25 protein-coding genes are annotated in these 25,774 nt (G+C 72.0%); 12 read left to right on the top strand and 13 right to left on the bottom strand.

Annotation, left to right across the window (positions count from 1 at the left end; genetic code table 11):
* Positions 1-388: 388 nt before the first annotated feature.
* The 3 genes from ACWD1Z_RS01150 to ACWD1Z_RS01160 form a co-directional block, all read right to left on the bottom strand.
* Positions 389-2,116 (bottom strand): DUF3492 domain-containing protein, encoded by a 1,728-nt coding sequence (locus tag ACWD1Z_RS01150; RefSeq protein WP_451114480.1) that lies wholly within the window; start codon positions 2,114-2,116, stop codon positions 389-391.
* 190 nt (positions 2,117-2,306) lie between these two features.
* Positions 2,307-3,668: a DUF3152 domain-containing protein gene (locus tag ACWD1Z_RS01155; RefSeq protein WP_451114482.1), complete on the bottom strand. Its 1,362-nt coding sequence runs from the start codon at positions 3,666-3,668 to the stop codon at positions 2,307-2,309.
* Positions 3,669-3,675: 7 nt separating this feature from the next.
* Positions 3,676-4,761, bottom strand: coding sequence for an alpha/beta fold hydrolase (locus ACWD1Z_RS01160; protein WP_451114484.1), 1,086 nt, complete (start codon positions 4,759-4,761; stop codon positions 3,676-3,678).
* Between the two features lie 201 nt (positions 4,762-4,962).
* Here ACWD1Z_RS01160 and ACWD1Z_RS01165 point away from each other — a divergent pair, with 201 nt between their 5' ends.
* From ACWD1Z_RS01165 to ACWD1Z_RS01180, 4 genes are all read left to right on the top strand, one after another.
* On the top strand, positions 4,963-5,187 hold the full coding sequence (locus ACWD1Z_RS01165; RefSeq protein WP_451114485.1) for a hypothetical protein: 225 nt from the start codon (positions 4,963-4,965) through the stop codon (positions 5,185-5,187).
* Positions 5,188-5,384: 197 nt separating this feature from the next.
* Entirely contained in the window at positions 5,385-6,029 is a 645-nt protein-coding gene (locus ACWD1Z_RS01170; protein WP_328873700.1) for a TetR/AcrR family transcriptional regulator, read from the top strand.
* A gap of 135 nt (positions 6,030-6,164) precedes the next feature.
* Positions 6,165-6,392, top strand: coding sequence for a DUF3107 domain-containing protein (locus tag ACWD1Z_RS01175; protein WP_351979974.1), 228 nt, complete (start codon positions 6,165-6,167; stop codon positions 6,390-6,392).
* Between the two features lie 192 nt (positions 6,393-6,584).
* Positions 6,585-6,854, top strand: a complete 270-nt coding sequence (locus ACWD1Z_RS01180; RefSeq protein ID WP_451114487.1) for a hypothetical protein — start codon at positions 6,585-6,587, stop codon at positions 6,852-6,854.
* 74 nt (positions 6,855-6,928) lie between these two features.
* Here ACWD1Z_RS01180 and ACWD1Z_RS01185 read toward each other — a convergent pair whose 3' ends face one another.
* Positions 6,929-7,684 carry a ferritin-like fold-containing protein gene (locus ACWD1Z_RS01185; protein ID WP_389415065.1) on the bottom strand — a complete coding sequence of 252 codons (756 nt, stop codon included), beginning with the start codon at positions 7,682-7,684 and terminating at the stop codon, positions 6,929-6,931.
* A gap of 491 nt (positions 7,685-8,175) precedes the next feature.
* Between ACWD1Z_RS01185 and ACWD1Z_RS01190 the strand changes: the two genes are divergently transcribed.
* Positions 8,176-10,746, top strand: coding sequence for a DEAD/DEAH box helicase (locus ACWD1Z_RS01190; protein ID WP_451114489.1), 2,571 nt, complete (start codon positions 8,176-8,178; stop codon positions 10,744-10,746).
* A gap of 157 nt (positions 10,747-10,903) precedes the next feature.
* Positions 10,904-11,761 (top strand): alpha/beta fold hydrolase, encoded by an 858-nt coding sequence (locus tag ACWD1Z_RS01195; RefSeq protein ID WP_451114491.1) that lies wholly within the window; start codon positions 10,904-10,906, stop codon positions 11,759-11,761.
* Positions 11,762-11,812: 51 nt separating this feature from the next.
* On the opposite strand, the gene ACWD1Z_RS01200 is transcribed toward ACWD1Z_RS01195, so the two are convergent.
* On the bottom strand, positions 11,813-12,703 hold the full coding sequence (locus ACWD1Z_RS01200) for an NYN domain-containing protein (protein WP_451114493.1): 891 nt from the start codon (positions 12,701-12,703) through the stop codon (positions 11,813-11,815).
* 194 nt (positions 12,704-12,897) lie between these two features.
* On the opposite strand from ACWD1Z_RS01200, the gene ACWD1Z_RS01205 reads away from it, so the two are divergent.
* Positions 12,898-13,050: a hypothetical protein gene (locus ACWD1Z_RS01205; RefSeq protein ID WP_202485837.1), complete on the top strand. Its 153-nt coding sequence runs from the start codon at positions 12,898-12,900 to the stop codon at positions 13,048-13,050.
* A gap of 81 nt (positions 13,051-13,131) precedes the next feature.
* Here ACWD1Z_RS01205 and ACWD1Z_RS01210 read toward each other — a convergent pair whose 3' ends face one another.
* The 4 genes from ACWD1Z_RS01210 to ACWD1Z_RS01225 all read right to left on the bottom strand — a co-directional run bounded on the left by ACWD1Z_RS01210 (position 13,132) and on the right by ACWD1Z_RS01225 (position 16,286).
* The gene (locus ACWD1Z_RS01210; RefSeq protein ID WP_451114495.1) at positions 13,132-13,737 is read right to left on the bottom strand and encodes a MarC family protein; all 606 of its coding nucleotides are present in this window, start codon (positions 13,735-13,737) and stop codon (positions 13,132-13,134) included.
* A 52-nt stretch (positions 13,738-13,789) separates the two neighbouring features.
* Positions 13,790-14,647, bottom strand: coding sequence for a PHP domain-containing protein (locus tag ACWD1Z_RS01215; RefSeq protein WP_451114497.1), 858 nt, complete (start codon positions 14,645-14,647; stop codon positions 13,790-13,792).
* A 192-nt stretch (positions 14,648-14,839) separates the two neighbouring features.
* Positions 14,840-15,481 (bottom strand): DUF6758 family protein, encoded by a 642-nt coding sequence (locus tag ACWD1Z_RS01220; protein ID WP_451114499.1) that lies wholly within the window; start codon positions 15,479-15,481, stop codon positions 14,840-14,842.
* A gap of 220 nt (positions 15,482-15,701) precedes the next feature.
* Positions 15,702-16,286 (bottom strand): suppressor of fused domain protein, encoded by a 585-nt coding sequence (locus tag ACWD1Z_RS01225; protein ID WP_451114501.1) that lies wholly within the window; start codon positions 16,284-16,286, stop codon positions 15,702-15,704.
* 465 nt (positions 16,287-16,751) lie between these two features.
* On the opposite strand from ACWD1Z_RS01225, the gene ACWD1Z_RS01230 reads away from it, so the two are divergent.
* Both ACWD1Z_RS01230 and ACWD1Z_RS01235 read left to right on the top strand, forming a co-directional pair.
* Positions 16,752-17,879, top strand: a complete 1,128-nt coding sequence (locus ACWD1Z_RS01230) for a magnesium and cobalt transport protein CorA (protein ID WP_451114503.1) — start codon at positions 16,752-16,754, stop codon at positions 17,877-17,879.
* A gap of 33 nt (positions 17,880-17,912) precedes the next feature.
* The gene (locus tag ACWD1Z_RS01235) at positions 17,913-18,425 is read left to right on the top strand and encodes a hypothetical protein (RefSeq protein WP_451114504.1); all 513 of its coding nucleotides are present in this window, start codon (positions 17,913-17,915) and stop codon (positions 18,423-18,425) included.
* A 14-nt stretch (positions 18,426-18,439) separates the two neighbouring features.
* On the opposite strand, the gene ACWD1Z_RS01240 is transcribed toward ACWD1Z_RS01235, so the two are convergent.
* Positions 18,440-19,171, bottom strand: coding sequence for a hypothetical protein (locus tag ACWD1Z_RS01240; RefSeq protein ID WP_451114506.1), 732 nt, complete (start codon positions 19,169-19,171; stop codon positions 18,440-18,442).
* A 178-nt stretch (positions 19,172-19,349) separates the two neighbouring features.
* On the opposite strand from ACWD1Z_RS01240, the gene ACWD1Z_RS01245 reads away from it, so the two are divergent.
* Genes ACWD1Z_RS01245 through ACWD1Z_RS01255 form a run of 3 tightly spaced genes read left to right on the top strand, consistent with a single transcriptional unit; the run spans position 19,350 to position 22,402 of the window.
* Entirely contained in the window at positions 19,350-20,648 is a 1,299-nt protein-coding gene (locus ACWD1Z_RS01245; protein WP_389415076.1) for a magnesium transporter MgtE N-terminal domain-containing protein, read from the top strand.
* Positions 20,638-21,225, top strand: a complete 588-nt coding sequence (locus ACWD1Z_RS01250) for a DUF1003 domain-containing protein (protein WP_451114508.1) — start codon at positions 20,638-20,640, stop codon at positions 21,223-21,225. Before ACWD1Z_RS01245 ends, ACWD1Z_RS01250 begins: the two co-directional genes overlap by 11 nt.
* Positions 21,226-21,268: 43 nt before the next feature.
* Entirely contained in the window at positions 21,269-22,402 is a 1,134-nt protein-coding gene (locus ACWD1Z_RS01255; RefSeq protein WP_451114509.1) for an Mrp/NBP35 family ATP-binding protein, read from the top strand.
* A gap of 44 nt (positions 22,403-22,446) precedes the next feature.
* On the opposite strand, the gene ACWD1Z_RS01260 is transcribed toward ACWD1Z_RS01255, so the two are convergent.
* From ACWD1Z_RS01260 to ACWD1Z_RS01270, 3 genes are all read right to left on the bottom strand, one after another.
* Positions 22,447-23,103, bottom strand: coding sequence for a hypothetical protein (locus ACWD1Z_RS01260; RefSeq protein ID WP_451114511.1), 657 nt, complete (start codon positions 23,101-23,103; stop codon positions 22,447-22,449).
* Between the two features lie 221 nt (positions 23,104-23,324).
* Positions 23,325-23,756, bottom strand: a complete 432-nt coding sequence (locus ACWD1Z_RS01265; RefSeq protein WP_451114513.1) for a sec-independent translocase — start codon at positions 23,754-23,756, stop codon at positions 23,325-23,327.
* A 153-nt stretch (positions 23,757-23,909) separates the two neighbouring features.
* Positions 23,910-25,637, bottom strand: coding sequence for a trypsin-like peptidase domain-containing protein (locus ACWD1Z_RS01270; protein ID WP_451114515.1), 1,728 nt, complete (start codon positions 25,635-25,637; stop codon positions 23,910-23,912).
* Positions 25,638-25,774 lie beyond the last annotated feature (137 nt).

Raw genomic sequence — 25,774 nt, forward strand, 5'->3', positions numbered from 1 at the left:
ACATCGAACCCCGGGACGCCGGACCCTGGTACGCCGGACCCCGGTACATCGGACCCCCGCACGCCGCTTCCCGGCACACCGGCCCCCGCCACGCCGGTTCGCGGGACGTCGAACCCCGGCACATCGAACCCCGGGACGCCGGACCCTGGTACGCCGGACCCCGGTACATCGGACCCCCGCACGCCGCTTCCCGGCACACCGGCCCCCGCCACGCCGGCCCCCGCCACACCAGCCCCGACCACACCGGCCCCCGCCACACCGGCCCCCGCCAAGCCCGCTTCCGACACCCCCCGCACATCCGTCCCCGCCCCCAGCGAGTCCCGCGACCGTGCGTCCCAGCCCCCCGGGCTGGTCGGTCTCCCGGGGCGGTCCAGTCCGCCGAGCCCGGTCATCGCGCCCCCTCCGCGGCCACCCGCGCCGTCGCCCGGACGGGCGGCCCCGCCGCCCAGCCGGGGCCGCCGCGGGCCACGAGCCGTGCGGCGGGGCCGTTCCAGCGGCCGGGGACATGGGCCTCGGCCGGGACGGCGAACGGCAAGGGCTCGCCGGTCTCGTCGAGGACGACGCGGCGGACCGGACAGCGCGCGACGATCTCCAGGTAAATGCCGTGAAATGCCGCGATGTTCTGCTCGACCGTGAACAGCTCGAGGGCACGCGCGCGTGCGGCGGCGCCCAGGCGCTCACGCCGCTCGGGCTCGCGCAGCAGCGCCACGCACGCCTCGGCGAGCGCCCTGGGGTTGCGCGGCGGGACGACGAGCCCGGTGCCACCGATGACCTCCGTCACCGCGCCCACGTCCGTGGACACCGTCGCGCGACCGCAGAACATGGCCTCGACGAGACTGATCGGGAACCCCTCGACGACGCTGGAGAGCACGGTCACGGCCCCCGCGGCGTACGCGTCGGCGAGCGCGGGCAGTTCGGGGCCGCCGATCTCCTCGAAGGAGACGGGGTTGTCGCCGACGGCGTGCAGTCCGTCCGCCTCGTCGGGGAAGAGCTGCGCGGCCAGCGCCTTGCAGTGGCCGAGGTAGGCCGCGCCCTCGGCACCGGCGGGGGCGCCGACGATCCGCAGCCGCGTCTTCGCCTCCTCCTTGCGGATCTCGGCGAAGGCGTGGAGCAGGGAGACCAGGTCCTTCGCGGGCTCCACGCGGCCGACCCAGACGAGCGTGTCCGGGTCCGCGCGCTCCGGGGCCTCCCCGGCCTCAGCGAAGCGGGAAGCGTCCATGCCGGGGTAGACGGTGCGCAGTTTGGCGCGGTCGGCGCCGCAGTGCTCCTGCCAGCGGCGGGCGTGCGCGTTGCCGGGCGTGACGATCTCGGCCCGGCCGTAGATCTCGGCCGCGAGCCGGCCGTGGAAGGCGGCGAGCAGCGCTCGTACGGCGGGCGGGGCGTCGGTGGCGGCGAGGTAGTGCGTACGCAGGCGCACGCCGTACTCGGTCACCAGCAGAGGTACGCCCGAGAAGTGCCGCGCGAGCAGTCCGGGCAGCGCCGCCGGGCCGCCGGAGGCGGCGTGGCACAGGTCGACCGAGCCGAGCCCTTGGTCGTCGTACCAGTCGAGCGAGAGGGGGCGCAGTGCGCGCTCCAGGTGGGCGGCGACGGTGAGCAGATCGGGGACGCGCGCCTCGCGCGCCGTGCGGAGAGCGCCCGGCGCACGGCAGGCGCGCTCCAGGGCGCGTACGGCGGTCTCGGAGCGGAGTGCGCCCGCCAGACCGCCCCCGCCCTCGTCGCGGGCCAGTTCGGCGAGCCCGTACAGCGCGTTGCCGAAACGGTCCGCCACATCATCCGACGGGCCCTCGGACGACGGACCCTCGGACGCACCGTCCTGAGCCTCGGCTCCGGCACACAGCACCGCGGCCAGCGCACCGTAGTGCTCGGCAAAGCGCCGGCGCGCGCGCCGCCCGTACACCACCCCGTCGCTCTCCGCGCTCCACAGCGGGGCCGTCCGCACCCGCCTGACCTGCGGCGGCAGCGGGACCCAGCCCTCGTCCTCCTGGCGCTCGCTGCGGCTGAGCGCGTAGACGTCGAACTCGTGCTGCCCGAGCCCGCGCACGAGCCGGTCGCACCAGAGCCTGGCATCACCGCTCACATACGGATAGCCACCCTCCGTAAGCAGTCCGATGCGCACGAGTGCACCCCCGATCTCCCTTAAGGGGAGCCGCCGTTGACCCGGCGGCTCGCAGCGGGACGAACGTAAGCGGACAAGGCGGTGGCGCGACGGACGGTTGTCCATCGCGCCACCAAAAGGGGTGAACGGTCGTAACTTTCCCGTGCGGGTAGCGTTCCGTCGCGCTAAGAGATCGAACGGTTACGGAACGTCAGGCGCCGGGGTAAGCCCAGGGGTTGGGGCGGCAACTGATGCCGTCGTGGTCCAGGAACTTGGTCTGCTGCTGCATGACCGGGGCGAGGTCGCCGTCCTTGTCGCAGGTCACGTGGTGGAAGCCGAGCCGGTGGCCGACCTCGTGGTTGATCAGCATCTGCCGGTAGGCGTGGATCCGGTCGCCGTAGGTCTTCGAGCCCTGCGCCCACCGATAGGCGTTGATCATCACGCGCTCGGTGGCGGCGGAGTCGCAGGAGACGTTGTCCACGGTCGTGTCCAGGCCCGACTTGGCACACCAGTCCGCGGTCGTGCCCGGGCTGGCGAGCGTGATCACGAAGTCGGGCTCGCCGGAGTGGACGCGCTCGAAGGTGCGCGCGCCGTTGTGCGCCCAGCTCCGGTCGTCGTTCAGCGTCTTCTGCACGGCCTGCGCGAACAGCTCGCCGTCCAGGCCGAGCCCTTTCTCCACGTCCACGCGGTAGGTGAACTTCTGCCCGATGCCGGGCGCCTTGTCGATGCCCTTGACGGCGACGAACTCCCCCGACCCGTCGAGCGTGGCGCTGAGCGGGTACGTCTTGCCCATCCGCTGCTCGTACGTCAGCGGCGGCGCCGCAGCCGGTTCCTTCGGCGTCGGCCGTCCGTCCCCTCGCGAGGCGGAGTCCCGCGCGTGCCGCGCCTGGTCGGTGGCGGACTGCGCCTTCACGTCGGGGTCCTGACGCCGGTCCATGACCTGCCCGGCGACCACGACCGCGAGCACGGTGGTGACGGCGGCGGCCGCGATACCGGCGAAGGCACGCCCCTTGGAGCCCTTGCCGGACGCGGGTTCGCCGGTCGGCGGCGGGTGCGCGACGTCCGGCTCGCTCCGCACGCCGACGTCGGCGGACCAGTCGGTGACCGAGGCGTACGGGTCGGCGGAGGTCCGGGGCGTGAAGACGTCGGTGTCCTCGTCGAAGGCGTCGACGTAGTCCTGGCGGGGCCCACGCCGCAGGTGCGGGGGGCGCTGCTGTGGTATGCCGGCCTCGCCCGGGACGGAGCCGCTCCGCACCTCCCCCCAGCCACCCCCGGCTTCACGCTGCTCGGGATGCCCGCCGCGGACCTGAGGGGCGCCGTGCGCGGGCGTGCCGTCGGGATGGCGCGGCACGCCATGAGCCGGGGTCCCGTCGGGAAGCCGCGGAAAACCATGCGCAGGGGTCCCCTCAGGGAACCGCGGCACCCCGTGAGCCGGCGTCCCGTGAGCCGGAGTCCCACGCACCGGAGTCCCGTGAGCCGGCGTCCCCTCGGCCCCCCGGGGAGCCCCCCGCCGTCCCGCTCTGTCCGCCGCGTCGCCCTTGGGCGCGGGCCCCCGCCGACTGTGGCGTCCCACCCGCGCCTCAGCTCCCCGAGGTCTCGGTCAGGGCCCCGCCACCGTGCGAGGCCGGTTCGTCCGAGGCGGGTGCGGCCGGAGCCGGTGCGCCCGAAGCCACACGGCCCTCGTCCGGCTCGCTCGACGCCACATGCCCCGACGCCGCGTCGGCGCGAAGTTCGCGGAAGGCCCGGGCCACCAGCTCCGGGTACTCCATCATCGCCACGTGCCCCGCCTCCGGCAGGGTCAGCAGCCGGGAGCGGCGGAAGGCGCGGGCCGCCCGCTGGGCCATGCGGTAGCCGACGAGCTGGTCCCGGCCGCCGTAGATGAGGAGCGTCGGGGCGAGGACGCGCTCGGCCTGGCGCCACAGGGCGTGCTGGCCGCCGAGTGTGTAGGCGTTGACGATCCCGCGCGCGGAGCGCGACATCGCGTCCCAGAAGTACGGCAGTTGCAGCCGCCGCTCCATCTCCTGGACGGCGTTGCGGAACCCCTCCTCGGTCACGCGCGCGGGATCGCCGTAGCAAAGGCCCATGACCCCGCGCACCCGCTGCTCCGCGGACCACTCCTTGGTGAGCCGGGTGAAGAGGGTGACCACGCCCGGCAGCGCGAGCAGCGCGGTGGGCACCGCGGTGCGCTGGACTCGGAGCTCCGGGAGGGCGGGGGACACGAGCGTCAGCGTACGGACGAGATCGGGCCGTACGGCGGAGACGCGCGTGGCGATCGCGCCGCCGAGCGAGTTTCCGAAGAGGTGCACGGGCCCGCGCCCCGAGGCGTCGAGGTAGCGGATGACCGCCCGCGCGTGGGCGGTGATCGAGTAGTCGCCGTCGTCCGGCGGTGGGGAGTCGCCGAAGCCGGGCAGGTCCACGGCCTCGCCGTCGACGTCCGCCTCCAGCACCTGCATCAGCTCCGACCAGTTCTGGGAGGAGCCGCCGAGCCCGTGCACGAACAACGCGGGCGGCAGTCCCGTCCGCGCCGGTGGTCTGGACCGCACCGTGAGCGTGATGCCCGGCAGCCCGACCGATCGCAGCCGTTCGCCCTCCGCGACCCTGACGGGCGACACCTTCGGCAGTACGTTGGCCGCCGGACTGGCGGACGGCAGCTCGGTCGAAGACATGCGGCAATGTTACGAGACGATCACGCACTGGTTCATGTGTTCGCCATCACAAGAGTGCAGCAGTGTTCCGCCCGCGCCGCCCACCCTCCCGCCCGGACGCGGATCGCATAGCGTCCGAATCGGGTGTCTCCTAGGCTCGTACAGAGGGCACCCGTGTGGCCCCTGCTTCTCTCAGGGACGTTCATAGGAAGGGAGCCCACCATGGCCGTAGACCCCAGCGATCCCGAGACCTTCGAGGACGAGGACGCCCAGGAACGCCAGGAGTTCGACGTCGAGGCCCCCGCGGCCGACGCGGCCGAGCAGCAGGCCGCCATCGCCCCCGAGCGCGACGATCCGCTCGACGACGCGGCCCAGGACCGCGCCAACGTCGCCGACCTGGCGGAACAGGCCCGCGTCGTCTCGCTCGACGAGGACGACTACCGGTGACGGACGATGTCCCGAGGGGCCGCTGAGCAGGAGGGAGGCAAATTTTTGCCCCGCTCACCCCAGTTCGAAACCTTCCGCACGGCTTTCGTCACCGTCCGGTCCGTGAAATTCTGCGCTCGCACCGCGCACAGCAGGGTTACCGAAAAGTACGATGGCGGCGCGGCGCACACCGCATGTGGACGACATTGGGAGGCGGCGTGACAGCCATCGAGCAAACAGAGGCGGCACGCCCACGAGGTACGCGCCTGCCGCGCCGTGCCCGTCGGAATCAGCTGCTGGGCGCCGCGCAGGAGGTCTTCGTGGCGCAGGGCTACCACGCGGCCGCCATGGACGACATCGCCGAGCGCGCCGGGGTCAGCAAGCCGGTGCTCTACCAGCACTTCCCGGGCAAGCTGGATCTCTATCTCGCCCTGCTGGACCAGCACTGCGAGTCCCTGATCCAGTCCGTGCGCCACGCGCTCGCGTCGACGACCGACAACAAGCAGCGCGTACGGGCGACGATGGACGCGTACTTCGCCTATGTCGAGGACGACGGCGGCGCCTTCCGACTGGTGTTCGAGTCGGACCTGACCAACGAACCCGCGGTCCGCGAGCGCGTCGACAAGGTCACCAACGAGTGCGCGGAGGCGATCTGCGACGTCATCGCCGAGGACACGGGCCTCTCGCGCGCCGAGTCGATGCTGCTGGCCTCCGGGCTCGGCGGCCTCGCCCAGGTGGTGGCCCGCTCCTGGCTGCACAGCGACCGCAGTGTCCCGCGCGACCAGGCGGTGCAGCTGCTGACCTCGCTCGCCTGGCGGGGCATCGCGGGGTTCCCGCTGCACGGCACCGACCAGCACCACTGAGGGACCGGATGTTCCCGGCCGCTGTTCGCTCCTGGCGTTCTTGCGCGGAGCGTGGACGTCCCCTCACCGGGCTAATGTGTGCTGGGTACAGCGCGGAAGGTCGCGCACTTCACTGACCGTCGGAGGGACATAGCCGTGGAGGTCAAGATCGGCGTGCAGCACGCGCCCCGCGAGATCGTTCTGGAGAGCGGTCAGACCGCCGAGGAGGTCGAGCAGGCGGTGTCCGAGGCGCTGGCCGGCAAGTCGGCGCTGCTGAGCCTCGTGGACGAGCACGGCCGCAAGGTCCTCGTCCCGGCCGACCGTCTCGCGTACGTCGAGCTCGGCGAGCCGGCCCCCCGCAAGGTGGGCTTCGGCGCGCTGTAAGCAGCTGCACAGGAGGGCCCGGCGGTGTCGAAACCGCCGGGCCCTCCGTCGTTCCTCCACCGCTCCCCCACCCGCTCTCCTTCACGAATGGTGCACAGACCGCACACAGGGGAGGATTGGATTCCGCAGGTCAGGGGTAATGAGGGGCTACGACCGTTTCGAGCAGGCCGGCCATGTGGGAGGGACCCCAACATGCTCTTGGAAGCGCTGAGCTCCGCCATCCTCGGCCTGGCCCTGGCATGGGCGGCGGCGCACCGCCTGCCCCACCGTCTGCCCGCCCGCACCCTGGTCCTGCCGACCGGAGTGGCCGGGGCCCTCTTCGGCGCGTTCGTCACGGACACGGCACTGGATCTGGGGAATCTGCTGCCGATCCTGGCGGGTGCGGCCGCGGTGTCCACGGCATCCCTGTCGCTGCTCCTGCGCCCGTCCGGGGGAAGACTGGGCCGCAGGGCGACGGCGTGAACGAGCTCTAGGGGCGCGGGGATCCGCGCGGCAAGCCCCCCGGCCGAGCCGCGCGACCACCGGCCCCCGGAGCGCTACGCCGCCAGGCCCAGCGCGGCCATCCGCTTCGTGTGCGCCTCGGTGATCCGGGAGAACATCCGGCCGACCTCGGCGAGGTCGAACCCGTCCGCCACTCCGCCGACCAGCATCGTCGACAGCGCGTCCCGGTCGGCGACCACCCGCTGGGACTGCGACAGCGCCTCGCCCATCAGACGCCGCGCCCACAGGGCGAGCCGTCCGCCCACGCGGGGTTCGGCGTCGATGGCGGCCCGCACCTTCTCCACCGCGAACCCGGCGTGCCCCGTGTCGTCCAGCACGCCGAGGACCAGCTCCCGGGTGTCCGAGTCGAGCCGGGCCGCGACCTCCCGGTAGAAGTCACTGGCGATCGAGTCACCGACGTAGGCCTTGACGAGCCCCTCCAGCCAGTCCGACGGCGCCGTCTGCTTGTGGAAGCCGTCCAGCGCGGCGACGAACGGCTCCATCGCCCGGGTCGGCTCCTCACCGATCGACGTCAGCCGGTCGCGCAACCGCTCGAAGTGGTGGAACTCGGCCGACGCCATCTTGGCCAGCTCCGCCTTGTCCGCCAGCGTCGGCGCCAGCTTGGCGTCCTCCGCGAGCCGCTCGAACGCCGCCAGCTCCCCGTACGCGAGCGCGCCGAGCAGGTCGACGACCGCGGCGCGGTACTGCGGGTCGGCGGAAGCCGTCGCCCAGTCCTGGGCGGCGACGCCGGTGTGTTCGACGGGGGCTTCCGAGCTGTCCGTGGCGGGGTCAGGCTTGTCAGAGGTGGTCATGCAGCGCACAATAGCTGGCTCGTCGCACGGGGGAAGTCCCTGGTCAATCACTGTGACGACGACTACGTGACCAATTCGGCCATCGCATGTGCGCGATTCCGGGGTATGGTGGTAATGCGCCTGCTGAGTACGTCGACGCAGTTCGACGCTGTCTCTACAGGCCGCACGTATGAGGATGCCCGGTCGGTGGCCCGATCGGCTCCGACCCGACAGCCCCTCGTCCGTACGGCACAGTGCGTACGGATTCCCGGGGGGACACCCTCAGCGGTACGAGCGCTAGAGCGTCGGCAGTGGTCCCGTGCCTTACGGCCCGACCGTATGGCAGCCGACGTCCCCGGCACGGTCCGTCAAAGACCCCCGCGCTCGCCTCGCACCGCGCACACAGAAGAGGCAGCACCCTGACTACGACTTTCCGCGATCTCGGGATTCTCACCGAGACGGCCGAGGCCCTCGAAGCCGTCGGCATCATCAACCCCTTCCCCATCCAGGAAATGACGCTCCCCGTCGCCCTCTCGGGCTCCGACGTCATCGGCCAGGCCAAGACCGGCACCGGCAAGACGCTGGGCTTCGGCCTCCCGCTGCTGGAGCGCGTCACCGTTCCCGCCGACGTGGAGGCCGGGCGCGCCAAGCCCGAGGACCTCACCGACGCCCCGCAGGCGCTCGTCGTCGTCCCCACCCGCGAGCTGTGCACGCAGGTCACCAACGACCTGCTGACCGCCGGCAAGGTGCGTAACGTCCGCGTCCTCGCGATCTACGGCGGCCGCGCCTACGAGCCTCAGGTGGAGGCCCTGAAGAAGGGCGTCGACGTCATCGTCGGCACCCCGGGCCGCCTGCTGGACCTCGCGGGCCAGAAGAAGCTCAACCTCAAGCACGTCAAGGCGCTCGTCCTCGACGAGGCCGACGAGATGCTCGACCTGGGCTTCCTGCCCGACGTCGAGAAGATCATCAACATGCTGCCGGCCCGCCGCCAGACCATGCTGTTCTCGGCGACCATGCCGGGCGCGGTCATCGGCCTCGCGCGCCGCTACATGTCGCAGCCCACCCACATCCGTGCCACGGCACCGGACGACGAGGGCGCGACCGTCGCGAACACCGCGCAGTACATCTACCGCGCGCACAACATGGACAAGCCCGAGATGGTCGCGCGCATACTGCAGGCCGACGGTCGCGGTCTGGCCATGGTCTTCTGCCGTACGAAGCGGACCGCGGCGGACCTCGCCGACCAGTTGCAGCAGCGTGGCTTCGCCTCCGGCGCGGTCCACGGCGACCTCGGCCAGGGCGCCCGCGAGCAGGCGCTGCGCGCCTTCCGCAACGGCAAGGTGGACGTGCTCGTCTGCACCGACGTCGCCGCTCGCGGCATCGACGTCGAGGGCGTCACGCACGTCATCAACTACCAGTCCCCCGAGGACGAGAAGACGTACCTGCACCGCATCGGCCGTACCGGCCGCGCGGGCGCCAAGGGCATCGCGATCACCCTCGTCGACTGGGACGACATCCCGCGCTGGCAGCTCATCAACAAGGCGCTGGACCTCGGGTTCAACGACCCGCCGGAGACGTACTCCACGTCCCCGCACCTCTTCGAGGAGCTGAGCATCCCCGCCGGCACCAAGGGTGTCCTGCCGCGCTCGGAGCGTACGCGCGCCGGGCTCGCGGCGGAGGAGGTCGAGGACCTCGGCGAGACCGGCGGTCGCGGTGCGCGTGACCGGGGTGACAGGGGTGGCCGAGGTGGACGCGGTGACGGCCGGGGCGAGTCCCGTTCCGCCGAGCGCGAGCGTCCGGCCCGTACGCCGCGCCGTCGCCGCCGTACCCGCGGCGGAACGGCCCTGGACCCGGCCGCGACTCCCGCCCCGTCCGCCACGGAGGCTCCCGAGGCGGTCCCGGCCGCCGACGAGGCCGCGGCCCGCACCCCGCGCCGCCGTCGCCGCACCCGCGGCGGGGCAGCACCGGAGTCGGTGCCGGCCACGTCCGCCGTGGCGGAGCCGGCGGAAGCCGTGCTCGACACGGCGGAGGCGACCACCGAGGCCCCGGCCGAGCCGCGTCGCCGCCGCACCCGCAAGTCCGCGCAGCCGACGGTGACTTCGGCGGAGCAGACGGTCGTGGAGACCCCCGCACCGCTCGCCGAGACCACGGCGCCCGAGGCGGAGGCCACCAAGCCGCGCCGCCGCACCCGCAAGACGGCCGAGCCGGCCGCCGAGGCCGCGGTCGACACGGCGGAGGCCACCGAGCCGAAGCCCCGCCGCACCCGCAAGGCAACGGCTGCGGCAGAGGCCGCAGTTGACACCGCCGAGGCGACCGAGACGAAGCCCCGCCGGACCCGCAAGGCGACGACCGCGGTCGAGACGGCGGTCGACACCGCCGAGGAGCCGACGGCCCCGCGCCGCCGCACCCGCAAGGCCGCGGAGACGGCGGTCGACACGGCGGAGGCCACCGAAGCCAAGCCCCGCCGGACCCGCAAGGCGACGGCTGCGGCGGAGACCGTGGTCGACACCGCCGAAGCCGCCGAGGCCAAGCCCAAGGCTCGCCGCACCCGCAAGGCCGCCGAGCCGGCCGAGATCCCGGCCCAGGCCGCCGAGGAGCCGACGGCCCCGCGCCGCCGGACCCGCAAGGCGGCGGAGACGGCGGAGACGGCGGTCGACACCGCCGAAGCGACCGAGGCAAAGCCGAAGGTCCGCCGCACCCGCAAGGCCGCCGAAACGGCGCCCGAGCCGGAGGCAGCCGCCGAAGCCAAGCCCCGCCGCACCCGCAAGACGGCGGAGACGGCGGTCGACACCACCGAGGAGCCGGCGGCCCCGCGCCGCCGGACCCGCAAGGCGGCGGAAGCGGCGGTCGACACCGCGGAGGCCACCGAGGCCAAGCCCAAGGTCCGCCGCACCCGCAAGGCCGCCGAAACGGCGCCCGAGCCGGAGGCAGCCGCCGAAGCCAAGCCGCGCCGCACCCGCAAGGCAGCCGAGACGGCCGTCATCCCGGCCCAGGCCACGGAGACCGCGGAGGTCGCCGAGGCGAAGCCCAGGGCCCGCCGCACCCGCAAGGCGACGGTCGCCGCAGAGCCCACGGAGAGCTGATCTCCGACCAGAACGGCCCGGCCCCACCTGAGGTGGGACCGGGCCGTTCGCTTTGCCCAGTGCCGGTCGGCCCAACCCACCCCCGACAGCCTTCGCCCCCCACCCGCATCGGGGCTCAGCCCCACCCGGGCAGGAGCCCCCCGCTACCCTCGCCCCCGTGACAACCCCCGCCCCTCCCCCCGCCCCCCGCGTCTACCCCCTACGCACCCCCCGCGGAGACTTCGCCGTAATCGACTCCCCCGTACCCCCCGGAGTGGAAACGCACGGTGTCGCTCTCCTGCTCCCCGGCTTCACCGGCAGCAAGGAGGACTTCACCCTCCTGCACGCGCCGCTCGCCGCACGCGGATACCGGAGCGTGGCCGTGGACGGTAGGGGACAGTACGAGTCGGACGGCCCCGCGGACGACGAATCCGCTTACGCGCAAGAGGAGTTGGCGCAGGACGTCCTCGCGCAGGCGGAAGCCGTCGGCGCCCCCGTCCATCTGCTCGGGCACTCCCTCGGCGGCCAGATCGCCCGTGCCGCCGTGCTCCTCGACCCCTCACCCTTCCGGTCGTTGACGCTCGTCGCGTCGGGCCCCGCCCAGATCTCCTTCTCCCAGCAGCAGCGCGTCAAGCTGCTCCGCGACGCGCTCGCCGTGATGGCGATGCCGGAGGTGTGGGAGGCGATCCTGGCCATGGGGCCGCCCGAGGAGGTCGGCGGACCGGCCCGCGGGATCGGCGGGCCCGAGCATCTGCGCCGCCGCTGGCTCGGCACCAAGCCCGCCCAACTCGCCGCCACCGGGCACCAGTTGTGCACCGAGCCGGACAGGGTCGCCGAACTCGCCGCCGTACCGCTGCCGTTCCATGTGCTGTCGGGCGAGAAGGACGACACCTGGCCGGTCCCGCTCCTCGACGACATGGCGCTACGGCTGCACGCCCGCCGCACCGTCGTCCCCGGCGCCGAGCACTCCCCCAACGCCGAACAGCCCTTCGCCACCGCTCAGGCCCTCGCCGACTTCTGGGACGGTGAGGGATAGCCGCGTGCCAGGCCCCGCGCCGCCGGGATGATCCAGGACGAGAGGGCCTGGCTAGTACTGCGCCTGAAGATGCCCCCAGAACCCGTCCCGCAGCGCCCGCCGCAGGTCCGCCTGGCCGCGCAGGGAGTACTGGAGCATCCCCTCCGCCTCCACCAGCAGGTCCTGGTCGACGGAGCCCGGCAGATAGGGGTGCCCGGGGAGCAGTTCCACCAGGGCCTCCCTGCCCCGTGCCGCCAGCCACTTCGCCGCGATCTGGGCGCCCACGAAACGGACGTCCTCACGGGTGGGCCGGGCCGCGGTCCCCTCGGAGGCGGCCGTGCGCCGGGAGACGTACGGCTTGAAGAAGTCGAGGTCGAGGGTGCGCTGGCTGTCGACCTCCCAGAGCAGCGGCTCGGCCTGGTTGCGTCCCTCCGGCGCCTCGATGCCCCACAGATGGACCCGGGCGCCGTACCCCTGCGCCGCCTCCACCGCGGAGACCAGGTCCTCGTCGCCGCCGAGGAGGGCGGCGTCGCTGATGGCGCGGTGCCGGGCGAGGGACTCCAGGTCGGTGCGGATCAGGGAGTCGACGCCCTTCTGCTGGTTGCTGGAGTTGAGGTTGCCGAGGCGCACCTTGACGTCCGGCAGTTCGGCGATCGACTGCTGCTCGGCGGTGTGGATGCGGCGCCGGGCGCCGTCGTACCAGTAGACGCGGAGCAGTCTGCTGTCCGCGAAGATCGTCCGGGCCCGGTCGATGAGCGCCTCGATCAGCCCCTCGGCGTCCAGGTCGAAGGCGCGCCGGTCCTCGGTTCCGGCGACGAGCCGGCCCGCGGCGGCGTACAGATAGCCCGCGTCGACGAAGATCGCATGCGTCGAGGGTGTCTTCGCCACCTCGGCGAGCATGCGCTGGAGCAACTCGTTGGTGCGGTCGATACGGGCGCCGAGCGCCGTGAGGTCGTCGTTCATCACCTCCATTGTCCCGGCGGTCACGCAGCGAACACAACCGGTCCCGCTCGGTCCCGGCCGTGCCGCTTACCGGTCAGTAGTTAGCCGTTCGAAAAATTTCTTTAGCGTAGGGAATGTTTGTAACAAGCAAGCCGTTGACTACCTACGTACACAGCAATTCTCCTCAGGAGGATGACCAGACGAAGGGAGAAGCCATGCGCTTCGAAATCATGCGACTCGACGAGGTCGACGGCACGACCGTGGACAGCACCGTCGTGGACGCCGCCTCCGTCAACCGGATCGTGCAGCAGGCAGCCGCCATCGGGCAGCGCCTGTGGATCCGCCCGGCCGACACCACGGCCTCGTAACAGACGCGGATCACCGCCGAAGCTTCAGAGCCCCCGCACGGCACCGATGCCGTACGGGGGCTCTGCGCTGCGCCGAGGGGTTCAGGAGCCCTGGATCACCTGCGTGACGCCGTTGATGATCTGCTGTACGGCGATCGCGGAGAGCATCATCCCCGCGAGCCGGGTCACCAGCACCACGCCACCGTCCTTGATGACCCGGATGATCAGCAGCGAGTACCGCATCACCAGCCACAGCACGACATGGATGGCGAGGATCGCCGTCCACACCGAGACCTGCATGGTCACGCTGTCGGCCTTCTGCACGGCCAGGATGACGGACACGATCGCACCGGGGCCCGCCAGCAGCGGCATGCCGAGCGGCACGAGGGCGACGTTGACGTCCTTGGTCTGCTTCGGCTCGTCCGTCTTGCCGGTGAGCAGGTCCAGGGCGATGAGCAGGAGCAGCAGCCCGCCCGCGATCATCAGCGCGGGCACGGACACATGCAGATAGTCGAGGATCTGGTGACCGAGCACCCCGAAGACGGTGATCACGCCGCCGGCCACGCAGACGGCCTGGAACGCCATCCGCCGCTGCACCTTGGCCGGACGGCCCGAGGTCAGCGCGAGGAAGATCGGGGTGATCCCGGGGGGATCCATGATGACAAAAAGGGTCAGAAAGAGTGAGCCGAAGACGGCAACGTCGAACATCAGTGAAGAGGCCTTGCGAAGTAGCGAACGTAATGGGCGGGCGGGAGGTGTCTCAGGCTCCGCCGGTCCCCGGAACCGGGAACGCCCCCGTCGCGCGCCGCGTGATCTCGCCGTAGACCTCGGGGTCGGTGGTGTACTCGCCGAGCACACAGGTCTTGCGGCTGCCGTGGTAGTCGCTGGAGCCGGTCATCAGCAGGCCGAGCTCCTTGCCGAGGCCGCGCAGCCGCGCCCGGGTGTCCGGGTCGTGGTCCATGTGGTCGACCTCGATGCCGTCGAGCCCGGCCGCGGCGAGCTGTGCGATGGCCGACTCGGGGACCGTACGGCCCCGCTTGGCGGCCGCCGGGTGCGCGAACACGGCGACCCCGCCCGCGCCCTTGATCAGCCGGATCGCCTCGAAGGGATCCGTCTCGTGCTTGGCCACGAAGGCCCGCCCGCCGTCGGCCAGCCAGTCCTGCGTGAAGGCGTCACCCACGGTCGGCACGACCCCCAGCTCGACGAGCGCGGAGGCGACGTGCGGGCGCCCGACGGAGCCGTCCCCGGCGATCCGCAGGACCTGCTCCCAGGTCACCGGCACACCCAGCTCGTTCAGCCTGGCGACCATCCCCTGGGCGCGCGGCACCCGGTCGTCCCGCACCAGCTCCCGTTCGGCGAGCAGCGCCGGCTCCTCGGGATCGAAGAGGTAGGCCAGCATGTGCATGCTGATCCCGTCGAGGCGGCAGGACAGTTCGGCACCGGTGACCAGCGTCAGCCCCTCGGGGAGCGCCGCGACGGCCTCGGCGTGCCCACGGGTGGTGTCGTGATCGGTGAGCGCCACGACGTCGAGCCCGGCAGCGGCGGCGTTGCGCACCAGCTCGGCGGGCGCGTCCGTGCCGTCGGAAGCGGTGGAGTGAGTGTGCAGATCGATACGCACGCGCGAGCTCCAACGGGCCGGGACGGACAGGGGACACGCCAAGGATAGCGGCACAATCAACCGCTCATGTCACACCCGCCACCCAGGTTCACTTCTTACGAACACGCTGTGCGACGCCCCTAAACGGGGGACTGCGCGACCACCCAGGAACACTCCCGCAGCCGCCCACCAACCCGTACCCCCTGAGGCGCCCTACGGCTCCAGCAAGCGCGGCGACAACGCCCCGCACGGCACCAGGTCCACCTCGGCCCCCGCGTCCCGCAGATCCGTCAGCACCAGCTCGTCGTACATCAGCAGACCCGTCTGCTCGGGCCAGACCACAGCCCACAGCCACAGCCCCCGGGCCTCACCGGCGAACACGGCCCGGTCGTCCGGCGTCTTGGTGACATGCCACAGCGGAGTCGGCCGCCCGGCGGCCAGCACCTTGGCCTGGGCCGGCTTGTCGACGTTCATGTACGGCCCCGGGTCCGGCCCGTCGATCCCCGCGTACCGCGCCCCGAGCCCGACCCCCAGCTCCTCGGCGACCAGGATCAGCTCCCCCAGGCCGCCCAGGGGTCCGGGACCGGAGCAGGCGACAGCCGTCGCGCGTCCGCCGCTGCGGTCGTCCCCCGCGCAGGCCACACCCGTGAACAGCCATCCGACCGGCAAGGGCCACGGCATCCACACCGGCACCTGGGTGCGATGCACGACGACGCTGAGAGCCTCGACGCTGGGCGGGATCACGGGCTGCAGTGGATGCACGGTGCCGTGGACATCGCACTGCCAGGAATCGGCGAAGAGTCCGGGAGCCCTGACCCGGCCACCACACTTCGGGCAACTGGGTTCGCCCCTCATAGGGCTCCACGGTCCTACCCCTTCCGCGCCACGTCAAGGACGATCACCCGTCCGGGCGGAAGCAACTGACCGACCCGATTTAGATGCAGCCCGCATCCATTAGGGCGGCTAGCTCACCAGGGTGGCGCCGGCGGAGGAGCCGGAGACGCGGCGCGCCGCCGAGGACGGTGTCAGCGTGCTCGCCAACTGACCGGTGCCGATGGCTGGTTGGTGAGCTTGCTCACGCCAGCGGGACCGAGGCGCGGGACGGGTCCCTGAGGTCCGTCCCGTTCGCCAGCCAGCGCTCCTGGAGGGCCCCGGCGCCGTGCACGCGCTTCCACGCGGCCTCGTTCGGGGTCATCGGGAGCAGGGGCAGGAAGTGGACGGGGTCCAGCGGGTCGTCCAGGTCCAGGTCCTCGACCAGACCGCCCGGCTCGGCGACCAGGACCGAGCTGAACGGGGCGCCGGGCCACAGCGGTTCACCGACGTCCAGGGAGGCGCCGGGCGCCACGACCACGCCCTCGACCTGCGGGGACGCGGCCAGCACGGCGAGCGGGCGGAGGACCTTGTCGGTGTCGGCGAGGCCCGCCCGGACCGAGAGGACCAGCTCCGCGCGGGGGCCCTTGACGGGGTCGGCGACCATCGCGGTGGGGTCCGCCATGGGGTGCGCGGACATGCCGAGGGTGGCGTAGCGGACGATGTCGTCCTCGTGGAAACGCAGCACCTCGATGCGGTCCGTACCGAGGAAGGTGACCGCGGCACGGGCGTCCGGTTCGCCCAGCGCGGAGCGCAAGCGAGCCTCGACCAGAGGGAGAACATCAGCCATGCGGCGAGCATAGAACTCGTCAGTACCGGGCAAAGCAGCGCCTTGACACTTCGGCCGGCTGCTACTCTGGCCCGGTGGTTCGGGGCAGCACGCAGAAGCGTCGCGGTCAGGCCCCGGACGCCGACGACACTCCCTTACGAGGGACCGGCCGGAGGAGGTGGGGCTGCAATGGATCGAAGTCGACCGTGCAGTAGCACCCGCTCTTCCCGCCGCTGACGTAGCTGCTCTGCTTCTAGCCGGCTGCCACCTCTCGCCTGCCTTTCACCGCGGAAGAGCCTTCGTTTCGTTTTGCCTGATCTGTCAGTCAGCAGCAGTAGCTGAATCAGCAGCGAAGTACGCCACCGCGACGGTGCGGTGCTCCCCGCTTTGTGGACGTGCCAAACATCCGCAGTCAGGACGTCCCCATTCCGGGCAGTTCCATCCGTCGAAGCGGCCTTTCGCTGCCTGCTCGCGAAGGAGCCTGCCATGTCGATGATCCGTGACCTGCGTGCCGCGGTCCGTCCGTCCCGTCCCTCCCTGAGCAAGGCCATGCGCATGGACGGCGGCGCGTACGACACCACCCGCGACCCCGGCACGCCCTCCGCCGTCGTCGACTGCGCCGTCTACCGTGACGGCGCGCGCGTCGAGAGCGGACGGCAGCCCAGCCCGCACGAGGCGATGCGCCAGGTGCGGCGCGACGGCGGGTTCGTGTGGATCGGGCTGCACGAGCCGACCGAGGCCGAATTCGCCGGTATCGCCTCGGAGTTCGGGCTGCACCCGCTGGCCGTTGAGGACGCCGTCCAGGCCCATCAGCGGCCCAAGCTGGAGCGCTACGACGACTCCCTGTTCACCGTCTTCAAGACGGTCCACTACGTCGAGCACGACGAACTCACCGCCACCAGCGAGGTGGTGGAGACCGGCGAGGTCATGTGCTTCACCGGCCGGGACTTCTTCATCACCGTCCGGCACGGCGGGCAGGGCTCGCTGCGGGCGCTGCGGCACCGGCTCCAGGACGACCCGGAGCTGCTCGCCAGGGGCCCGTCCGCGGTGCTGCACGCCATCGCCGACCATGTCGTCGACGGGTACATCGCCGTGGCCGACTCGCTCCAGGACGACATCGACGACGTGGAGACGGACGTCTTCTCGCCGGGCCGCAAGGGCACCCCGCGCGGCACGGACGCCGGCCGGATCTACCAACTCAAGCGCGAGATCCTGGAGTTCAAGCGGGCGGTGTCGCCGCTGCTGCGGCCGATGCAGCTGCTGAGCGAGCGGCCGATGCGGCTGATCGACCCGGACATCCAGAAGTACTTCCGGGATGTCGCCGACCACCTCGCCCGGGTGCAGGAGCAGGTCGTCGGCTTCGACGAGCTGCTCAACTCCATCCTCCAGGCCAACCTCGCGCAGGCGTCCGTGGCGCAGAACGAGGACATGCGGAAGATCACCTCGTGGGCCGCGATCATCGCCGTACCGACGATGGTCTGCGGGGTGTACGGCATGAACTTCGACTACATGCCCGAGACCCACTGGAAGTTCGGCTACCCGCTGGTCCTCGGGGTCACGGTGATGATCTGTCTCGGCATCCACCGCACGCTCAAGCGCAACGGCTGGCTCTAGGGTGCGTCCGGCGGGGCTGACTAGGCTGGGCTCATGACAAGTGAGCTGCTCGATCAGGCCCTCGTCGAGGAGGCCACGAAGAAATCCGGGCTGATCTGGGTCAAGGGGCCCGGTGTCCCGGCCCGGACGCTGTGGCACGTGTGGCACGAGGGCGCGGCGTGTGTGGTCGGCGACGGGCCCGGCGAGCAGCCGCTGCCGGGACTCGCCGACGGGGGCGAGGCCGAGGTCACGGTCCGCAGCAAGGACAAGGGCGGCCGGCTGGTCTCCTGGACGGCGAAGGTCGTGGAGCTGGCCTCGGGGTCCGAGCGGTGGGAAGCGGCGGTCGCCGAGCTCAAGGGCAAGCGGCTGAACGCCCCGGACGGCGAGGCGATGCCGGAGCGCTGGAAGCGGGAGTGCCGCGTGCTGCGCCTGGAGCCCACGGGCTCGACCGCGCCGCTGCCGGACGGCGACCTGTCCTCGGCCCCGCTGCCCTCACCGGCGACCACGCGGGAGCCGATCCCCGCCGGGCTGCCGAAGCTGCTCATGCGGCGCCGCAAGCGCACCTAACACACCTAGCGCCCCTACGACGTCGGCAGCTGCTGGCCGTAGTCCACCGTCTCGGTCTTGTCCGGCTCCTCCAGGGTGAAGTTCTCGCCCCAGGAGGAGAAGGTCAGCGTGCCCGCGCCGCCGCCGCGCACCAGGCGCAGCGGATACGGCGTGCCCTCCAGCGAGACGTCCAGGGTGCCGCCGGAGCCGCCGTCGCCGGTGATGCGGATCGTGCGGATGCCGGACTGCTCGTGGCGGCCGTCGGTCTCGACCTTGCCGTGCAGCGTCAGCAGGCCCTCCAGCAGCACGTCCGGATCGGTGAAGCCGCTGAACTTCTTGTACGAGGGATCGCCCTGCGGCACCTTGACGTACTTGCCGTTGAGCTTGGCGCTCGCCGCCGCGTCCGCGTCGCCGTCGCTCCAGAAGTCGGCGTCGGCCTTCAGGAACAGCTGTTCGTCGATCCTGAGCAGCCGGAAGGTCGCCCCCTCGGCGGTGACCGAGCCCACGCCCCCGTCGGCCTTCAGCCGCATGTCGAGGGTGTACGTGCGCCCGCTGGTGACCACGTTCCCGGCCAGCCGTACCGAGTCGGCGGACTTGGCGGCGGCGAGGGTCTTGCGCTGGATCTGGTCGGCGGGCAGCTTGCCGAGGCCGTTCGTCCCCGCGTCGGGATCCTCACTGCCGCACCCCGTCAGACCCGTCACGGCCAGGGCACTCAGCGCGCTCAGCAGCGCGGCCCGGCGGATGCGGCCCTGGGGAATCGCAGTCACAGGTGGGCTGCCTTTCTGACGGGATCCTGATCGGCGTACGGCAGCGTACCGGGGTCCCGGAAGCCGGACGGAGCCAGTCCGGCCGGACCGCTCACCAGGGCGTATCCGAACGGGACGGGCTAGCCTGAAGCCCATCCGAGCGGGCATGACCGACGGAATCGGTCGAGGAGGTGCGGAAATGGCGGCGGGCACTCCCCGGGTCTTCGTGTCGCACCTCTCCGGCATCGCCGTCTTCGACCCGAACGGCGACCAGGTCGGCCGGGTCCGCGACCTGGTGGTCATGCTGCGCGTCGGCCGGCGCCCGCCCCGGCTGCTCGGTCTCGTCGTCGAACTGTCCACCCGGCGCCGCATCTTCCTGCCCATGACCCGGGTGACCAGCATCGAGTCCGGCCAGGTCATCACCACCGGGGTGCTCAACGTCCGCCGCTTCGAGCAGCGGCCGACCGAGCGGCTGGTCTTCGGTGAGCTGCTGGACCGCCGGGTCACCCTCGTCGAGACCGGCGAGGAGGTCACGGTGCTGGATCTGTCGGTGCAGCAGCTGCCGGCCCGGCGGGACTGGGAGATCGACCGGGTGTTCGTGCGCAAGGGCGGCAAGAGCGGGCCGCTGCGGCGGGCCAGGGGCGAGTCGCTGACCGTCGAGTGGTCCGCCGTCACCGGGTTCTCGGCGGAGGAGAAGGGCCAGGGCGCCGAGAGCCTGCTCGCCACCTTCGAGCAGCTGCGCCCCGCCGACCTCGCCAACGTGCTGCACCACCTGTCCCCCAAGCGCCGCGCCGAGGTCGCCGCCGCCCTCGACGACGACCGGCTGGCCGACGTGCTCGAAGAGCTGCCGGAGGACGACCAGATCGAGATCCTCGGCAAGCTGAAGGAGGAGCGGGCCGCGGACGTCCTGGAGGCCATGGACCCCGACGACGCGGCCGACCTGCTCTCCGAACTCCCGGAGGCGGACAAGGAACGGCTGCTGAGCCTGATGGAGCCCGCCGACGCGGCCGACATGCGGCGGCTGATGGCGTACGAGGAGCACACGGCCGGCGGTCTGATGACGACCGAGCCGATCGTGCTGCGGCCCGACGCCACCGTCGCCGACGCGCTGGCCCGGGTCCGCAACGCCGACCTCTCCCCCGCGCTGGCCGCCCAGGTCTACGTCTGCCGCCCGCCCGACGAGACCCCGACCGGCAAGTACCTCGGCACGGTCCACTTCCAGCGCCTGCTGCGCGATCCGCCGTACACGCTCGTCAGCTCACTGCTCGACGACGATCTGCAGCCGCTGGACCCGGACGCCGCGCTGCCCGTCGTCGCCGGGTTCTTCGCCACGTACGACATGGTCGCGGCGCCGGTCGTCGACGAGTCGGGCTCGCTGCTGGGCGCGATCACCGTGGACGACGTGCTGGACCACATGCTGCCCGAGGACTGGCGGGAGACCGAGTTCCACCTCGACGAGGACGAGGACGACGAGGAGGCGGCGGCGCATGGCTCCTGAGCGCGACGGCGGCCGGGAGCGCACACTGTCCGGGGCGACCGCGTCCACCCGGCCGCGCGCCCGGCTGGACCAGCCCCGGGCGCCGCGCCGCCGGATCCTGCCCGAGTACGACCCGGATGCCTTCGGGCGGTTCTCCGAGCGCATCGCCCGCTTCATCGGCACCGGGCGGTTCCTCGTCTGGATGACGGTCGTCATCATCGCGTGGGTACTGTGGAACATCTTCGCGCCCCAGGACCTGAAGTTCGACGAGTACCCGTTCATCTTCCTCACCCTGATGCTCTCGCTCCAGGCCTCCTACGCGGCCCCGCTGATCCTGCTCGCGCAGAACCGGCAGGACGACCGTGACCGGGTCAATCTGGAACAGGACCGCAAGCAGAACGAACGGTCGATCGCGGACACCGAGTACCTGACCCGGGAGATCGCCGCACTGCGGATCGGGCTCGGCGAGGTCGCCACCCGGGACTGGATCCGCTCCGAGCTCCAGGACGTGCTCAGGGAGCTGGACGGCCATCGCGCCGCAGGTCCGGTCGTATTCCCGGCAGAACGGCCGCACGGACGTGACGTAGACGACCGGTGACGGGCATCCCGGGGCCCCCGCGGGGCGCCGTACCATCGTCTTTATGGCTACGGAAGACGCGGTGCGTGAAGCACTGTCGACGGTGAACGACCCCGAGATCAACCGCCCCATCACCGAACTCGGGATGGTCAAGTCGGTGGAGATCGGTGCGGACGGAACGGTCGCGGTCACCGTGTACCTGACGGTCTCCGGCTGCCCGATGCGGGAGACGATCACGCAGCGCGTCACGGAGGCGGTGTCCGGGGTCGAGGGCGTCACCCACGTCGACGTGACGCTGGACGTCATGAGCGACGAGCAGCGCAAGGAACTGGCGACCGCGCTGCGCGGCGGCCAGACCGAGCGCGAGGTCCCCTTCGCCAAGCCGGGCTCGCTGACCCGGGTGTACGCGGTCGCCTCCGGCAAGGGCGGCGTCGGCAAGTCGTCGGTGACGGTGAACCTGGCGGCGGCGATGGCGGCGGACGGGCTGAAGGTCGGTGTCGTGGACGCCGACATCTACGGCCACAGCGTGCCGCGCATGCTGGGCGCCGACGGCCGTCCGACCCAGGTCGAGAACATGATCATGCCGCCGTCCGCGCACGGCGTGAAGGTGATCTCCATCGGCATGTTCACGCCGGGCAACGCGCCCGTGGTGTGGCGCGGCCCGATGCTGCACCGGGCGCTCCAGCAGTTCCTGGCGGACGTGTACTGGGGCGACCTGGACGTCCTGCTGCTGGACCTGCCGCCCGGCACCGGTGACATCGCGATCTCGGTCGCCCAGCTGGTCCCGAACGCCGAGATCCTGGTGGTGACGACCCCGCAGCAGGCCGCCGCCGAGGTCGCCGAGCGGGCCGGCTCCATCGCCGTCCAGACCCACCAGAAGATCGTCGGCGTGGTCGAGAACATGTCGGGGCTGCCCTGCCCGCACTGCGACGAGATGGTCGACGTCTTCGGCACCGGCGGCGGCCAGACGGTCGCCGAGGGCCTGACCCGTACGACGGGTGCCACGGTCCCGGTGCTCGGCGCCATCCCGATCGACGTCCGCCTGCGCGAGGGCGGCGACGAGGGCAAGCCGGTGGTCCTGACGGACCCGGACAGCCCGGCGGGCAGCGCGCTGCGCGCCATCGCCGGAAAGCTGGGAGGGCGGCAGCGGGGCCTTTCGGGCCTGTCCCTGGGGATCACGCCCAGGAACAAGTTCTAGAGAGCCGGACCCGGGGGGCGCCGTGGAGTTCGGCGCCCCCTTCGTCATGCGTACTCGCCGATGTCCTTGATCATGGCGAAGCCGAGCCCGTACGCACTCATCCCTCTGCCGTACGCGCCCACGTGCACGCCCTGCTGCGTGGACCCCGCGAGGACCCAGCCGAACTCGGACTCGCGGTAGTGGAAGGGCGTGGGGACCCCGTCGACCGGCAGGGAGAGGGTCGACCACTCCTCGCCTTCCAGGTCGTCGGCGAGGGCCCACGCGGTCTCCGTCTGCTGCTCCAGCCAGTGGTCCCGCAGCGAGTGGTCCATCTGCCCGGGCCAGGTGAACGACAGCAGCCCCACACCGGCCAGCCAGGCCGCCGAGGAGACCGTGGTGGCCTCCAGCAGCCCGGTGCCGTCGGCGCTCCTGCGGGACGGATTCGCGGCCACCGTGACGACCACCGCGAACTTCTCCCGGTCCTCCGTGGCCTCATTGCGCACCGAGGGCTCGTCGCCGTGTCCGATCGACCCGTGCTCGACCGTCCCGTCGGCCGCCGTACCCACCTGCATCAGCCAGCGCGGTCCCGTGAACGCCTCGTCGAGGCCGTACCACGGGAAGGGCGCCTCCAGGTAGCCGTCGACCGTGCGCCGGGCGGAGGGGACCTGTTGTCCGTCCTCCGCGGCCGACGTCTGCGCGACTGCCCGACTCGTCGTCTCCATGTGCCCGGACGCCTCCTCGTTCTCGGCGGACCGGGGCGGCCCGCCCCCCTTCGGGCGGCCTCGCTTTTTGGCGTACGGCCCGCACAACAACTCGGCAGCATAGCCACACTGGTGTGAGCAGCCGGGAAACCGCCCGGCGCGCGGGGCGCCCGGGCGGCGTGTTCAGGCCGTGCGGACGTCTGCCAAAGGTATGAAACGCATCACGTACGCGCCCGGACGGCTCAGGTGGCGTCCGCGTCGTAGGGCGCGCGCTCCTCGGGCTTCTTCGTCATGTCGACACGCTCGCCGGGGGCGGAGGAGGGCGAGGCGGCCGGCGCGGAAGCGTCCGCGTCGCGGCCGTGGACCGCGTCCGTGACCTCGGCCATCTCCTTCTTCAGGTCGAAGCCGTTGCGGATCTCCTTGAGCCCCAGCTCGTCATTGTCCATCTGCTTGCGGATGAACGTCTTGGGGTTGAGGTCCTCGAACTCGAAGTCCTTGAACTCCGGGCCGAGCTCCTGCCGGATGTCCTGCTTGGCGCTCTCCGAGAACTCACGGATCTTACGGACCGTCCGCATGACGTCCTGGATGACCTTGGGGAGCTTGTCCGGACCGAAGACGAGCACGGCAAGGACGATGAGCGTCACCAGCTCGAGCGGTCCTATGTCATTGAACACCTGAAGCTCCTTGCGATCCGGGCCGGGTCCACGGTACCTGTCGTTCCCGTACGACCGGTACTGTCCCGTCGGCTCCGTGTGTGCGCGGACGGAGGGTTTTCCGGTTGTTTGCCTTGTGGGGGACGGCAGGCGCCCACACCTGTGAGGTTCCTGTCAGTTGCCGCCGGAGGAACCGAGCACCAGCGAAACGGTCCGCTCCTCGCCATCCCGCTCCAGGGTGAGTTCGAGGCGGTCGCCCGGGCGGTGCGCGCGGGTCTTCACGATCAGTTCCTCGCCGGAGTGCACGCGCCGGCCGTCGACCTCGGTGATGATGTCGCCGGGTTCGATGCCGGCCCGGTCGCCGGGACCGCCGGTGGTGACCGCGGGGCCGCCGTCACTGCCCTTGGTGCCGACGCGGGCGCCGTCGCCGGAGTAGTCCATGTCGAGGGTGACGCCGATGACCGGGTGGGTGGCCCGGCCGGTGTTGATCAGCTCCTCGGCCACGCGCTTGCCCTGGTTGATCGGGATGGCGAAGCCGAGCCCTATCGAACCGGCCTGGCCGCCGTCCGGCTCGGCGCCGCTGCCGGCGGAGCGGATGGCGGAGTTGATGCCGATGACCCGGGCCCTGGCGTCGAGCAGGGGCCCGCCGGAGTTGCCGGGGTTGATGGGCGCGTCGGTCTGCAGCGCGTCGACGTAGGACACGTCGCCGGCGTCACCGCCCTCGCCGCCGGCCGTGATGGGCCGTTCCTTGGCGCTGATGATGCCGGAGGTGACGGTGCCCGCCAGGTCGAAGGGGGCGCCGATGGCCACGACCGGGTCGCCGACCTGGACGTTGTCGGAGTTGCCGAGGGGCATCGGGGTCAGCCCGCTGACGCCGGTCACCTTCACCACGGCCAGGTCGTACCCGCTGTCCCGCCCGACCACGGTGGCCTCGGCGGTGTCGCCGCTGTGGAAGGTCACGGTGATCTCGCCGCCGGTCCCGGCGGGCTCCACGACATGGTTGTTGGTGAGGATGTGACCCCGGTCGTCGAGCACGAACCCGGTGCCGGTGCCCTGCTCCTCGGCACCGGACACATGCAGGGTCACCACGCTCGGCAGCGCCCGCGCCGCGATCCCGGCCACGCTGTCCGGGGCCCGCCCGCTGGGCTCGGCGGCGGCCTGCGGCAGCTCCACGTCGCTCATACCGCCGTTCCGCTCCAGATGGGCCCCTACGGCGCCGCCGACGCCCCCGGAGACGAGGGCGAGCAGCAGGGCGCCGGTGAGCAGCCGCCGCTTGCCCTTCTGGCGGCGCTGGTCCTTGGCGGGGGCGGCGGCGCCGTTGTGCTGGAGAGGGCTGGGGAAGGGTGCCGCCGCCCAGGGGTCGTAGTTCTGCCAGGGGGCGGGAGCGGCAGTGGCCTGCGCCGGGACCGGGGCCGGGGCCGGAAGGGGGGCCGTGTGCGCCGGTACGGCCGTGCCGTGCGCCGGAGTCGTCGCCGGGTGCTGCACGGGAGGAGCGGGCGCCCAGGGGCCCGGCTCGCCGTAGGGCGGGGTGCTGTAGGGGTCGGGGTCGTGCAGGGGGCGGGGACGCGCGTCGGGGGCAGCCACCGGGACGGCGTCCGGCGCCATGGTGGTGTCCGCAGGCGCTACAGCCGTGCCGTCCGGCGCCAGGGCGGTGTCCGCAGGCGTTACGGCCGTGTCGGCACCCGTGACGGCGTCCAGGGCTCCAGGGTCGGCCGGCGCCGCGGCTCCGGCCGCCGGGAACGGTTCCGTGGTGGGTCGGCTCAGTTCGTAGTCACCGTCCGCGTTCGGCACCGGGGCCGGTCCGGACGGCGACGGCTCGGCCGCGCCGTCCGTCTGGTCCGAAGGCCCCTGGAACCGAGGACGGCTCCACCATTTCGCCTTCGTGGGCTTCCCCTCGTTCATGCTCTCCCCACCGCCGGCCGCGGCACGCTCGTCGGCACTCGCCGCGGCTCCTCGAACTCCGCCTCCGCACCCGGCTGCCTGCCGTGAGCGCGGCCCACCCCGGATTCAACCAGGTTCGCGGGCCGCCGCGCAGAGGC

This window comes from Streptomyces sp. NPDC002784, from assembly GCF_053592135.1.

What these genes read in the sequence shown, in the direction of transcription:
- ACWD1Z_RS01230 (WP_451114503.1), top strand. Translation starts at nt 16,752, where the DNA reads ATGTCGATGATCCGTGACCTGCGTGCCGCGGTCCGTCCGTCCCGTCCC.
- ACWD1Z_RS01210 (WP_451114495.1), bottom strand. Translation starts at nt 13,737, where the DNA reads ATGTTCGACGTTGCCGTCTTCGGCTCACTCTTTCTGACCCTTTTTGTC.
- ACWD1Z_RS01180 (WP_451114487.1), top strand. Translation starts at nt 6,585, where the DNA reads ATGCTCTTGGAAGCGCTGAGCTCCGCCATCCTCGGCCTGGCCCTGGCA.
- ACWD1Z_RS01200 (WP_451114493.1), bottom strand. Translation starts at nt 12,703, where the DNA reads ATGAACGACGACCTCACGGCGCTCGGCGCCCGTATCGACCGCACCAAC.
- ACWD1Z_RS01245 (WP_389415076.1), top strand. Translation starts at nt 19,350, where the DNA reads ATGGCGGCGGGCACTCCCCGGGTCTTCGTGTCGCACCTCTCCGGCATC.
- ACWD1Z_RS01235 (WP_451114504.1), top strand. Translation starts at nt 17,913, where the DNA reads ATGACAAGTGAGCTGCTCGATCAGGCCCTCGTCGAGGAGGCCACGAAG.
- ACWD1Z_RS01260 (WP_451114511.1), bottom strand. Translation starts at nt 23,103, where the DNA reads ATGGAGACGACGAGTCGGGCAGTCGCGCAGACGTCGGCCGCGGAGGAC.
- ACWD1Z_RS01255 (WP_451114509.1), top strand. Translation starts at nt 21,269, where the DNA reads ATGGCTACGGAAGACGCGGTGCGTGAAGCACTGTCGACGGTGAACGAC.
- ACWD1Z_RS01220 (WP_451114499.1), bottom strand. Translation starts at nt 15,481, where the DNA reads ATGAGGGGCGAACCCAGTTGCCCGAAGTGTGGTGGCCGGGTCAGGGCT.
- ACWD1Z_RS01160 (WP_451114484.1), bottom strand. Translation starts at nt 4,761, where the DNA reads ATGTCTTCGACCGAGCTGCCGTCCGCCAGTCCGGCGGCCAACGTACTG.
- ACWD1Z_RS01205 (WP_202485837.1), top strand. Translation starts at nt 12,898, where the DNA reads ATGCGCTTCGAAATCATGCGACTCGACGAGGTCGACGGCACGACCGTG.
- ACWD1Z_RS01165 (WP_451114485.1), top strand. Translation starts at nt 4,963, where the DNA reads ATGGCCGTAGACCCCAGCGATCCCGAGACCTTCGAGGACGAGGACGCC.
- ACWD1Z_RS01225 (WP_451114501.1), bottom strand. Translation starts at nt 16,286, where the DNA reads ATGGCTGATGTTCTCCCTCTGGTCGAGGCTCGCTTGCGCTCCGCGCTG.
- ACWD1Z_RS01190 (WP_451114489.1), top strand. Translation starts at nt 8,176, where the DNA reads ATGACGCTCCCCGTCGCCCTCTCGGGCTCCGACGTCATCGGCCAGGCC.
- ACWD1Z_RS01270 (WP_451114515.1), bottom strand. Translation starts at nt 25,637, where the DNA reads ATGAACGAGGGGAAGCCCACGAAGGCGAAATGGTGGAGCCGTCCTCGG.
- ACWD1Z_RS01185 (WP_389415065.1), bottom strand. Translation starts at nt 7,684, where the DNA reads ATGACCACCTCTGACAAGCCTGACCCCGCCACGGACAGCTCGGAAGCC.
- ACWD1Z_RS01250 (WP_451114508.1), top strand. Translation starts at nt 20,638, where the DNA reads ATGGCTCCTGAGCGCGACGGCGGCCGGGAGCGCACACTGTCCGGGGCG.